General features: G+C 69.6%; 9 protein-coding genes and 1 riboswitch. Of the genes, 2 read left to right on the top strand and 7 right to left on the bottom strand.

Annotated features, from left to right (window positions below; genetic code table 11):
* Window positions 1-33 precede the first annotated feature (33 nt).
* The 3 genes from BKH33_RS00045 to purH form a co-directional block, all read right to left on the bottom strand.
* A complete protein-coding gene (locus BKH33_RS00045) occupies window positions 34-1,386 on the bottom strand; it encodes a dicarboxylate/amino acid:cation symporter (RefSeq protein ID WP_003782813.1) in 1,353 nt (450 codons plus the stop codon).
* A 180-nt stretch (window positions 1,387-1,566) separates the two neighbouring features.
* Window positions 1,567-1,866, bottom strand: a complete 300-nt coding sequence (locus BKH33_RS00040; protein ID WP_043539261.1) for a DUF3017 domain-containing protein — start codon at window positions 1,864-1,866, stop codon at window positions 1,567-1,569.
* 100 nt (window positions 1,867-1,966) lie between these two features.
* Complete coding sequence (gene purH / locus BKH33_RS00035) at window positions 1,967-3,784, bottom strand: bifunctional phosphoribosylaminoimidazolecarboxamide formyltransferase/IMP cyclohydrolase (RefSeq protein WP_076142400.1); 1,818 nt, start codon at window positions 3,782-3,784, stop codon at window positions 1,967-1,969.
* 27 nt (window positions 3,785-3,811) lie between these two features.
* Window positions 3,812-3,901: riboswitch (ZMP/ZTP riboswitch) on the bottom strand.
* A gap of 142 nt (window positions 3,902-4,043) precedes the next feature.
* Between purH and BKH33_RS00025 the strand changes: the two genes are divergently transcribed.
* On the top strand, window positions 4,044-6,539 hold the full coding sequence (locus tag BKH33_RS00025) for a hypothetical protein (protein WP_003782804.1): 2,496 nt from the start codon (window positions 4,044-4,046) through the stop codon (window positions 6,537-6,539).
* A gap of 320 nt (window positions 6,540-6,859) precedes the next feature.
* Here BKH33_RS00025 and BKH33_RS00020 read toward each other — a convergent pair whose 3' ends face one another.
* From BKH33_RS00020 to sucC, 3 genes are read right to left on the bottom strand one after another with little or no spacing between them, the layout of a single operon-like run.
* Window positions 6,860-8,116 (bottom strand): cell division protein PerM, encoded by a 1,257-nt coding sequence (locus BKH33_RS00020; protein WP_003782811.1) that lies wholly within the window; start codon window positions 8,114-8,116, stop codon window positions 6,860-6,862.
* Complete coding sequence (sucD, locus tag BKH33_RS00015; protein ID WP_003782828.1) at window positions 8,113-9,054, bottom strand: succinate--CoA ligase subunit alpha; 942 nt, start codon at window positions 9,052-9,054, stop codon at window positions 8,113-8,115. The genes BKH33_RS00020 and sucD overlap by 4 nt, the downstream gene beginning before the upstream one ends.
* A 3-nt stretch (window positions 9,055-9,057) precedes the next feature.
* Window positions 9,058-10,263 (bottom strand): ADP-forming succinate--CoA ligase subunit beta, encoded by a 1,206-nt coding sequence (gene sucC, locus BKH33_RS00010; protein ID WP_003782821.1) that lies wholly within the window; start codon window positions 10,261-10,263, stop codon window positions 9,058-9,060.
* A 371-nt stretch (window positions 10,264-10,634) separates the two neighbouring features.
* Here sucC and BKH33_RS13835 point away from each other — a divergent pair, with 371 nt between their 5' ends.
* Entirely contained in the window at window positions 10,635-10,775 is a 141-nt protein-coding gene (locus BKH33_RS13835; protein WP_003782817.1) for a hypothetical protein, read from the top strand.
* A gap of 2 nt (window positions 10,776-10,777) precedes the next feature.
* Here the strand turns inward: BKH33_RS13835 and BKH33_RS00005 are convergent.
* Window positions 10,778-11,360: tetratricopeptide repeat protein (locus tag BKH33_RS00005; RefSeq protein ID WP_143229043.1), on the bottom strand; the 583-nt coding region annotated here is incomplete at its 5' end.

Genomic DNA, 11,360 nt, shown 5'->3' with positions numbered 1-11,360 from the left:
CCGGCGCCCGATCGGGTGATGCTCTGCTCGGCTCTACTCGCCGGAGCGAGTGGCTGCGGCCGAGGCCTCGAGCTCCTCGGGGCTGACGACCCCTTCGACACTGACGGCGTGGAGGTAGGCCATGCCGTCGAAGGAGAGCTCACGGACGTTCTCCGGGTCGCCCTCGTCATTGACGGATCCGCCCGCCATGCGGTCCACGATGATGGCGATGGCGCCGTCACCGGTGACGTTCGTGGCGGTACCGAAGGAGTCCAGGGCGATGTAGGTGGCGATCATGAGGGCCACCTGCTGGTCGTTGAAGCCGAGCATGGAGGACAGCAGACCGGTGGCCGCCATGATGGCGCCGCCGGGGACACCCGGCGCGGCCACCATCGTGATGCCGAGCATGAAGATGAAGCCGATCCACTGGGTGGTGCTCACGTGCAGGTCCTGGGTGAGGACGATTGCGAAAGCGAAGGAGAAGATCTTCGAGGTCGACCCCGCCAGGTGGATCGTGGCGCACAGGGGAATGGTGAAGGAGGCCACCGCGTCGGAGACGCCGTTCTTCTTCGTCTGACGCAGGGTGACCGGGATCGTGGCCGCGGACGAGGAGGTGCCCAGGGCCGTCAGGTAGGCCGGCAGCATGGTGATCAGGGCCTTGAGCGGGTTGCGGCGGCCGATGAGTCCCGCGGTGAGGAACTGGATACCCAGGATGACGACCTCGAGGATGAGGACCACGACGACGACCCGCAGGAGCGCCTTCATCACCGCTCCGGCCGCCCCGGTGTAGGTGAGGTTGAGGAAGATACCGAAGATGTGCAGGGGCAGCAGCGGGATGATGAGCCGCTCGATGAGGCGGGTGATGATGGCTCGGAACTCGATGAATCCCTTGCGCAGCACGCCCCGGGGCACCATGGACAGGCCGATGCCCAGGACGAAGGACAGCAGCAGGGCGGTCATGACCTCGACGGCCGGCGGCATCTCCACCGTGAAGTAGCTGCTCAGAGCCCCCTCCGGCTTGGAGACGTCGGCCAGAGAGGTTCCGGCGAGCAGCCGGGGGAAGGTAGCGGCGCACACCACGAAGGTGAGGAAGCCTGCGAAGAGGGTCGAGGCGTAGGCCAGGGCCGTGGTGATCCCGAGCCACTTGCCGGCCCCGCGTCCCAGATCGGCGATGGCGGGGGTCACCAGGCCGATGATGATGAGCGGGATGGAGAAGCTGAGGAACTGGCTGAACAGGTCGGAGAAGGTCGCGAAGACGTTGCCGACGGGCTTAGGAATGATCGGGTGACCGCCGATTCGGAGCGACCCCACGATGAGGGCCAACAGGATCGCACCGATGACCCAGGTCAGGATGCTGTGGCTGAGGCGGTGGCCCAGGGATGGTCGGGTCGAGGGATTGCGTGACATACGGGACCTTCAGGGTGTGAAACGAGATGACAAGACGTCTTGAATGGGGCCAGCGTGCCATACCGCTCGGTCGCGGCGTCGCACCGGACCGAGGAATGAGCGCTCCGTGGACCCAGATCACAGGGAGCGACGCGCACCGTCGGCAGGAGAGCTCATGCGGTGCACGGCTCGCGTCGCCCCTTACAGGACACGGGGCAGATTGGCGTACGGGGACAGGAGGAACAGGACGGCGGCCAGCCCGATGCCGAGGATGACGTCGAACAGGCGGCTGCGTGCCGCCAGCCAGGTGCCGTCGGGTCGCTGGATCCTGACAATGGCCAGCGCCAGGATCCCGGTGGCCGCCCACAGGACGGCGATGCGGCGGTGTCCCAGCAGCGCGAAGGCGGGGACTGCCGCCAGGCCGAGGGCCACGAGGACGACGCAGATGGTGCGGTAGGGCTCCTTGTGCTCGGCCTGCTGGGGATGCGGGTCGTGAGTCACGGTGGCGAGCCTATCGGCGCGCGGGGGCGTCGGTCCACGACCTTCTTCACGGGGCGCCCCGCGCCCGTCGCAGGACCAGACGGGCGCGGGGCCGAAGCGGTCAGTGGGCGAAGTGCCGGGTGCCGGTGAGGTACATGGTGACTCCGGCTGCCTGAGCGGCGTCGATGACCTCCTGATCGCGGATGGATCCGCCTGGCTGGACGACGGCGCGGACCCCGGCGTCGATGAGGACCTGGAGGCCGTCGGCGAAGGGGAAGAAGGCGTCGGAGGCGGCCACGGCCCCACGAGCGCGCTCCGGTGCGGCAGCCGCGTCACCGGACGAGTCCCCCAGGACCTCGGAGGCGTCGGCCCCGCCGACGGCCCCCTTCTCCTTCGGGGCGCCGTTGACTGCGGCGTCACCGGTGGAGCGGGCACCCAGGGTGTTGGCGCGTTCGACGGCCAGCTTGCAGGAGTCGACGCGGTTGACCTGTCCCATCCCCACGCCGACGGTGGCGCCGTCGTGGGCCAGGAGGACCGCGTTGGAGCGCACGGCGCGCACCGAGCGCCAGGCGAAGGCGAGCTCGGCCAGGAGCGCGTCGTCCGCGACGGGCCCTGCGGCCAGGGTCCAGGTCGCAGGGTCATCGCCGTCGGCGCTGAGCACGTCGCGCTCCTGGATGACGGCGCCGCCTGAGACCTGCTTGATCTCGTAGCCCTCGCGCTGGGGGGCCTCGACGACGAGCAGACGGAGGTTCTTCTTGGTGGACAGGATCTCCACGGCCTCCTCGTCGAAGGCGGGGGCGGCGACGACCTCGGTGAAGATCGGCTTGATCTGGCGGGCCATCTCGGCGGTGACGGTGGCATTGGTGGCGATGACGCCGCCGTAGGCGGAGACCGGGTCGCAGGCGTGAGCCTTGCGGTGGGCCTCGGCGACGTCTCCGGCAGCCGAGACGGCGATGCCGCAGGGGTTGGCGTGCTTGACGACGGCGACCGTGACGGCCTGGCCGTGGTCGTAGGCGGCGCGCACGGCGGCGTCGGTGTCAGTGTAGTTGTTGTAGCTCATGGCCTTGCCGTGGAGCTGGCGGGCCCCGGCCACTCCCCCGCTCGCCCCGGCGGTGCGGTAGACGGCGGCGCGCTGGTGCGGGTTCTCCCCGTATCGCAGGCCCGCCAGGCGCTCGTAGCCGACGCCGACGTAGGCGGGCAGCGCCGCAGGCTCCCCCGAATCGGTTCTGTCTGCGGCGTCGGCAGTGTTCGCAGCACCGTCGGCCTCGACCTGCGCGGCCAACCAGGTGGACACGGCGGCGTCGTAGGCGGCGGTGTGGGCGAAGGCCTCGGCGGCCAGCCGGCGGCGGGCCGCCAGGGTGAATCCGCCCTCGCGCACGGCGGCGGTGACATCGCTGTAGTGATCAGGGCTGGTGACGACAGCGACAGCGGGGTGGTTCTTGGCCGCGGCGCGCACCATGGTGGGCCCGCCGATGTCGATCTGCTCGACACAGGCGTCGAAGGGGGCTCCGGAGGCGACGGTGTCGGAGAAGGGGTAGAGGTTGACGACGACCAGGTCGATGGGGGTCACGTCCAGGGTCCCCAACTGGTCGAGGTGGTCGGGCTTGCGGCGATCGGCGAGGATGCCGGCGTGGACGGCCGGGTGGAGGGTCTTGACGCGGCCCTCGAGACACTCGGGGAAGCCGGTGACCTCCTCCACCGGGGTGACAGCCAGGCCCGCGGCGGCGATGGTGGCGGCGGTGGAGCCGGTGGAGACGATCTCGACGCCGGCGTCGGACAGGGCCTGAGCCAGGGGGACGAGACCGGTCTTGTCGTAGACGGAGACGAGGGCGCGGCGCACGGGCACGCGGTCCGGGCTGACGAGCCCCTCGGTGGGGACGTGGGCGGTGGGAACCGTCTGGTTCGTGGACTGCGAGGACTGGGACGACGACGGGGACATGGCGCTCCTGGTTCGGCATGAGGAGGTACGGGACGCCCAGGCGGACGACGTCCCGTTCATGGACGGCCTCGGCCACTCCCCGGTGGTGCCCCACCCTCGCCAGTTGCGGCCGCCCCCATCCTATCGGCTGGTGTCCGCCAAGCCACCAGAACCGAGCGCAGCCCGCCCCTGACCCGCGCAATGTCGCTACCGGTGAATCCGCCTACCGATCGGCCTGTTTCCTTGCGGGCGCCTTTAGATACGTCATACAGTCCACAACATGACTGCGCCCATTAACATCGCAGCAACACCGGTATACCGCGGGGTTCCTCCCGAGCGGTGGCAGGAGGCCGCCTCCGCCTACCGGCGCTGGTGGAGCCGCCACTCGGGTCTGTCCAGCGCTCTGAACCTGGTGGTGCGCGGAGCCTACGCCCTCATGATCCTGCTGCTCATCGCCGCCCTGATGACGGTGCCGCGGCTGGCCTACGCAGTCGTGCCGGCGGCGTTCATGACCGTGTGCCTCATGGTGGTGGCCCTGCTGGCCCGCACGAGGACCATCGGCTGGCGCTCCGTGATCCTCATGTACGGCGTCGGCGCCGCCTGGTCGCTCATCGTGGCCATGATCATGAGCGCGGTACGCACCCGTGCAGGGCTGTCCGTCATGGGCAACGGGATGAGCATCGCCCTGACCATTGCCCTCGATGTGCTCAGTCCCCTGGTACCCCTGGTCCTCGTAGTGTTCCTGGCCCCGGGAAGGATGCGCCGCCTGGCGGCCTCCGACTGGGCCCTGCTGGGTTTCGCCGCCGGTGCCGGCCTGACGGCCGTCAAGGACGGCATCCGGGCTCTTGAGGAGAACGGCCTGCTCTCCTCGGTCCTGGGCAACGGACGTCTGCCGTTCTCCTTCAACCCGTGGACCTCGGGGTCGATGACCCAGGAGGGAAGCAACGTCCTGGCGGTCAGCAACCAGGTGAGCACCGCGAGCATCACGATGGCGGTGGCCGTGGCCATCACGCTGTGGCGGCTCAAGGACTCACCGGCCTTCGAGGGTGCCAAGAACCTCGTGTGGCTGCGGGTCGTGGCCTGGATCCTGCCGGCCTTGGTCATCCTGCAGTCAGTGAGCGACCACGCCACCTACATCGCCAGGATCGCCCAGCATCTGGGCCAGAGCGACTCCGGCGGCGGTTTCCCGGCACTGCTCATGTTCCTGTGGCGGGTCAATGGCGGAGGCCTGAGCGCCATCCCCCTGTCCGTCATCCTCATGGCCGCCTGCCTGCTCCTGGACGCCCACCGCCGCGCCTACGCGGGCGTGCACGGCTGGACGGTGGCCGGGGCGCCGGCTCCCCGCTATCCCAACCTCACCGAGGCGCCGCCGTTCGTACGGGCTCTCATCGTCTCGGTGGTAGCACTGGCGAACTTTACCTGGGGCGACCTGGCCGTCACCTGGGGTGCTTACGGGGACCTGCGCCAGGGGCGTCTCTACGCCATGCGGGCCGGGCGGGCCACCGCCGAGCAGGTGCGCGGCGTGCGGGCCGACGCCATGGAGGCCACGACGCCGGGCGCCGAGCCGAATGCCCGTCAGGGCTTCCGTCTGGGGATCCTGGTGGTCAGCGTCGTGCTGTTCCTCCTGTGCTGCATATATGAGGTGCGCACCGTCTGGCAGCTCGCCCCCGAGCTCAAGGACACCGAGGACGACCTGTTCCTCTCGGCCCTGCCACGGATGTTCTCCCAGTGGTGGAGCTCCCTGAACGGCACCCAGGGGCTGCTGTGCGCGATCGGTGTGCTGGCCGCTGCGGCCATGAGCCTCTCACTGATCCTGACTCTGGGGTCGCCGAGGCGCCGTATCAGCACCGCACCCTCGTCCACCGGCCTCATGAGCTACCTGATCACCCTCACGCCCGGACAGGTGGCCCTGGCCCTGCTGGACTTCGCCATGACCTACATGCCGCGCTCCGCCCTGAGCGCGAGCCCGGCGGGCGGCGGCACGGACCTGGCCGCCGAGCTCTCGGTCAACCGGCGGATCAGGGCCGCCGAGAGCTTCTCCGAGAGCCAGGATCTGTTCACGGCACGCACCAAGCGGCAGGTGGCGGTCGAGGCCGACATCGCCCGTCTCCAGAAGCTCGCCGAGTCCCTGGGCGTCGTCGGCGTCGATGCTCTCGAACCCAGCCGGATCGATGAGACCGTCGCCGACCTGGCCGCCTCCGGGGCGGACTCACGCGTGGTCGGCGAGATGCGCGACCTGGCCGCCTCCGTGGCCGAGCAGCAGGCCGAGATCCTGGAGATCTCGCGCCGACTGAACACCAGCAACGGCGAGCAGTTCGCCATCCTGGAGGGATTCCGGATCACCGACGCCTTCCGCGGCGGCGCCATCGACCAGCGGCCGGTCGACAGCCCGGTCCACGCTCTGGCACTCTCCCCCAGCGGGGCCCAGCTGGTCGTCATCGAGTATCAGGGGGCCGCCCCGACCATCGATGACGACGACGAGACCGACATTCCTCCTCGCCGGCTGCCGGGCCGGGCCGCGCACAAGTCGGCCGACAACGTCCTGGAGCACCTGGCCTCCGACGAGCGCGTCACCCGGTTCTTCCGTGAGACGCCCGAGTTGTGGCAGTCCCTCAAGGAGGGGCGCACGAGCCTGGAGGCGAATGTCCTCTACACCCCCATTCCCGGAATGACCTACCGGGCGGGGTCGGCGGTCCTTGCGGTGACGCCCGAGCTCGTCGAGTCCATGGACACGGCGATCAGCGCCCTGAGCGGCGCGGACGCTCCGGCCCGCTAGATTCCAGACGGGCATCCTCAGAGTTCGCACCAGCAGGCGCTGTGGGCGCCACGAGGTTTGTGGCGCGAGCCCGCAGAGGCTGACAGGGACCGTGGTGATCCCTGGCCGGCCTCGGCCGCAGAGCAAGGTAGACGGCCAAGCGGATCGGGAACTGCGTTCTCGATCCAGAACGTACCCATCCCGCAAACCACTGACGTCCCCCCTCAGTCGTCTGCGGGAGAACTCAGTCCTCGATCAAAAGGTACGTTCCCGATCAGCGCAGTGCACTGCCGCCCCCCGCTCCGCGTGGACCGTAACAGCCCTCGAGGGGAGCACCGGCGCTACGCCCGGTCGTCCTGCTCGTCGACGTCCTCGTCCGCAGCGGCATCTCGACGGCGGTAGGCCGCAGGCAGGACCGACTCGGGCAGGGTGCCCCGGGCCCAGGCGCGCGTATAGGGGTGGGCGAGGACCGCCATGGCCGCCAGGCCGACCCCGACCTCGACGAAGACAAGGATCACGGTGTAGAGGACCTGCGGGCCGACGTCGGTCATCCGGCCCGGCCCCACGGAGCCGGAGGCGGCCACGCACAGCAGGCCCACGCCGCCGGCCACGACGAGGGCGGCCAGGCCAGCGGCGCTGACGGCGTAACGCACCCGCAGGGCGTTGAGAACCGCTCGACGTCGCCAGGCGGCCACCATGGCGCCGGCCGTCACCACGAGCGGAAGCCACAGGCCCACGGTGCTCAGAGGCGTCGCCGGCAGCAGTCCCAGCAGTGGCAGGGTGGGAACGTTACCGGCCACCACACGGTCGGGCGCGAAGACAGTCCCGGTGCCGACGCTGAAGCCGGCACCGATGAGCCAGGAGCATGCCCAGATGAGCAGGGTCGGCACCCAGCCGACCTGAAGCAGAACCAGGCCGGCTATGGAGACGAATCCGCCCCTGGCCAGGGAGTCGTGCAGGACCGAGACCCGGCCGGCCCCCACGAGGACGGCAGCGACCACCACCAGGAGGCTCAGCAGCGCCAGGGCGCGCGCGGCGCCGTAGGCCAGTGACAGAGCCGGCTCTACCCAGTGCGGGCGGCGGTCCCACCAGCGGTTCAGGTCCGCCCAGCCTTTGCCGGCACGCTGGAGCTGAACGGCGACGACGACGCCCGTGATGACGGTGATACCGCCGACGGCCGGCCAGGTCTCCAGTCCTGCGGGGCCGGTCAGGCAGGCCAGGACTGCGACGGCGGTCGCGGCGAGGATGATGGCCGCCCCGGCCGCCGGGCGGGTGGGGCGGGCACGCCGCACGCAGATCCAGGTCCAGCCCGCCTGAGCCAGGGTCAGTCCCAGCAACGGCAGGCTGAGGGTGCCCTGGTCCTCGGAGGACGAGGTGACCATTCCCCCGAAGCCGAGGCTCCACAGCGCGGTTCCGGCACGCAGGGCCTCACCTGCGCTCAGGGCGGCTGCGGCACTGAGGCTGGAGGACGCCATGGACACGGCGACCGTCAACAGCACCACCACCAGCCAGACCACACCGACGGACTCGACCCCCACACGCAGGGACCACAGGGTCCAGGACGTCAGGCTGGTGACTCGCGACCGCTCCAGGCTCAAGCGCTCACCTCATCGGACAGGGCGCGGTAGAGCTCGCGGGCGATCTCGGCGGTCTGGCTGGGGGTGTGCCCCACCCGGACGCCGGCGGCCTCCAAAGCGGTCTTCTTGGCCTCGGCAGTACCGGAGGAGCCGGAGACGATGGCCCCGGCATGCCCCATGGTGCGCCCCTCGGGGGCGGTGAAGCCGGCGACGTAGGCGACCACCGGCTTGGTCATGTGCTCGCGGATGTAGGCGGCGGCGCGCTCCTCGGCGTCGCCCCCGATCTCACCGATCATGACCACCAGGCGGGTGTCGGGGTCGGCCTCGAAGGCAGCCAGGGCGTCGATGTGGGTGGTGCCGACCACCGGGTCCCCGCCGATGCCGATGCAGGTGGTGAAGCCCAGGTCGGACAGCTCGTGCATGAGCTGGTAGGTCAGGGTTCCGGACTTGGAGACCAGTCCCAGGGGGCCGGGGCCGGTGATGTCGGGCGGGGTGATGCCCACGTTGGAGCGGGCCGGGGAGATGATGCCCGGGCAGTTGGGGCCGATGATCTGGACGCCGTGCTCGGCCGCATAGGCGCGCATCCAGGTCGCGTCGGCCACCGGGATGCCCTCGGTGATGACGACGACGAGGCGCACGCCGGCGTCGACCGCCTCGACGACGGCGCCCTTGGCGAAGGCGGGTGGGACGAAGACGACGCTCACCTCGGCGCCGGTGAGCTCCTTGGCCTCGGCGACGGTGCCGTAGACGGGGACCTCAACGGTTCCGGCCTGAACCTCACCGGCTCCAGGACCGATGGGGGCGACGTCGAAGGCGACGGCGGTGCCGGCCTTGCGGGGGTTGACGCCGGCGACGACCTTCGTGCCGGCCGAGAGCATGCGGTTGGTGTGCTTGCGGCCCTCCGAGCCGGTCATGCCCTGGACGATGACGCGGTCGGTCTCGGTCAGGAAGATGCTCATGTCTCAGGCCTCCTTGGCAGCGGGCTGACCGCTGATCTGCTCGGCGATGGCGGTGACGACGTCGGCGGCCCCGTCCATGGTGTCGACGACGGTGACGCCCTCGATAGCGGCCTCGGCCAGGATGGCGCGACCGGTGTCGGCATTGTTGCCGTCCAGGCGCACGACGACGGGCTTGGGCAGCCCTCCCAGGGACTCAACGGCGGCCACGATGCCCTGGGCGACGGTGTCGCAGGAGGTGATGCCGCCGAAGACGTTGACGAGGATGGTGCGCACCTGGGGGTCGGAGGCGACGACCTCCAGGCCGGTGGCCATGACCTCGGCCGATGACCCGCCTCCCAGGTCAAGGAAGTTGGCGGGCTTCATGCCGCCGTGACGCTCGCCGGCACCGGCGACGACGTCGAGGGTGGACATGACCAGGCCGGCGCCGTTGCCCAGGACCCCGACCTGGCCCTCGAGGCGCACGTAGTTGAGGCCGGCCTCACGGGCGCGGGCCTCCAGGGGGTCGGTGGCGGCGGAGTCGACGAGCTCGGCGTGGGCGGGGTGGCGGAAGCGGGAGTTGTCGTCGAGGGTGACCTTGCCGTCCAGGGCGATGATGCGGCCGTCGGCGGCCTTGACCAGGGGGTTGACCTCCACGAGGGTGGCGTCCTCGGCGGTGAAGACCGCCCAGAGGCGCTCGATAACGGCGGCGACGTCGTCGGCCAGAGGGCCGGCCTCGAAGCCGGCGGCCTGAACGATCCGGTGGGCGACGGCGGGGGTAATGCCCTCGAGCGGGTCGATACCGACGCGGGCCAGGGCCTCGGGGCGCTCGGCCGCGAGGGTCTCGATGTCCACACCGCCCTCGCGCGAGCACATGGCCAGGTACTGACGCTCGGCGCGGTCCAGGAGGATGGAGAAGTAGTACTCGGCATCGATGTCGACGCCGTCGGAGATGAGGACGGCGCGCACGGTGTGGCCCTTGATGTCCATGCCCAGGATGTCGCGGGCGCGGGCCTCGGCCTCCTCGACGGTGCGGGCGAGCTTGACGCCGCCGGCCTTGCCGCGGCCGCCGGTCTTGACCTGGGCCTTGACGACCACCAGCTCGCTACCCGCCTCCAGGAGGGACTGCGCGGCGCTGCGCGCCTCCTCGGGGGTCGTGGCCACGGCGCCGTCGAGCACGGGGACGCCGTGCTGGCGGAACAGGTTCCTGGCCTGGTACTCGTAGAGATCCATGCAGCTGATCCTCTCGGGGCATGTGGATGGCTTGAGGGCGCGGGCCGACGTCGGCCGGGCGGGCACCGGTATTGAGCCTAACGTCCCGGTGCCGCTCGGGGAGGTCTGACACGGGGACGAAGCGGCCGCGTCTCACGGGGAACGGTCGCGGCGTCTCACGGCGGGGCGGGGAGCGCCGTCGAGGACGTACTTTCCCCGCGAGGACTGCGTCTTCCCATAGATGACTGAGGGCAGAACCCAGTCGTCTGCGGAAAAGCGCAGTCCCCGATCCGGAAGTACGTCCTCGATCCCGCGCTGCGCGCACGAGCCGGGCACAGAACGCGAATTACCATGGATTGACACGGGGATAAGGAGCTCGAAGGGAGAAGGTCATGCCCGCACTGACGGCAACGAGTGTGCTGGTCGGCACCGTGATGCTGCTCGGCGCCTGGAGCGGCAGGCGCTGGGGCCGACGACGCAAGCACGTCCTCGACACCGAGGCCCACAGGTTCCGCATCCGCCGAGGCAGCTAGAACTATGACTCCCACTCGCTCAAACGCTGTGCGATCTCCTGGGCGAACTCGTCGTCCGCTCCCAGGATTCGTTCAACATCGCTGAGCAGCTCACGGTACAGAGCCACGGCTTCCATGATCTTGCCTGAGTTCTTCAGGGTGCAGATGTAGTTGTTGCGCGCCGTGAGCGTGTCAGGATCATCGACTCCCATGACGCGCTCGTAGTCGACAATGAGCTTCATGTAACCAGCAAGAGCCTCATCAAAACGTCTGGCACGCCCGAGTGCCCAGGCGAGATCATCGCGTGCATCAAGGACATCCGGGTCGTCAGGATCAGCACTCGACAGCCGCGCTTCAAGGATCGATTGATACACCAAGACAGCCTCATTACACCGGCCTACAGCATTGAGCATCTCCACAAGATTATCCCGAGACAGCAATGTGTCGGGGTGGTTGGGGCCCTGCACTCGGAACTGATCGGTCAGCACCGCCCGATAGGCCTCAATGGCTTGCTTCACCCGCCCCGCACTCTGCAGCGCCACAGCAAGATTACGACGAGTCGCCAGAGTGTTGGGGTGGTCGGGCCCCAGTACCCGCAGGTGATCA

Source organism: Actinomyces naeslundii (assembly GCF_001956585.1).
Classification (GTDB): Bacteria; Actinomycetota; Actinomycetes; order Actinomycetales; family Actinomycetaceae; genus Actinomyces; species Actinomyces naeslundii.
This window is presented reverse-complemented; position numbering and strand designations above follow the sequence as displayed.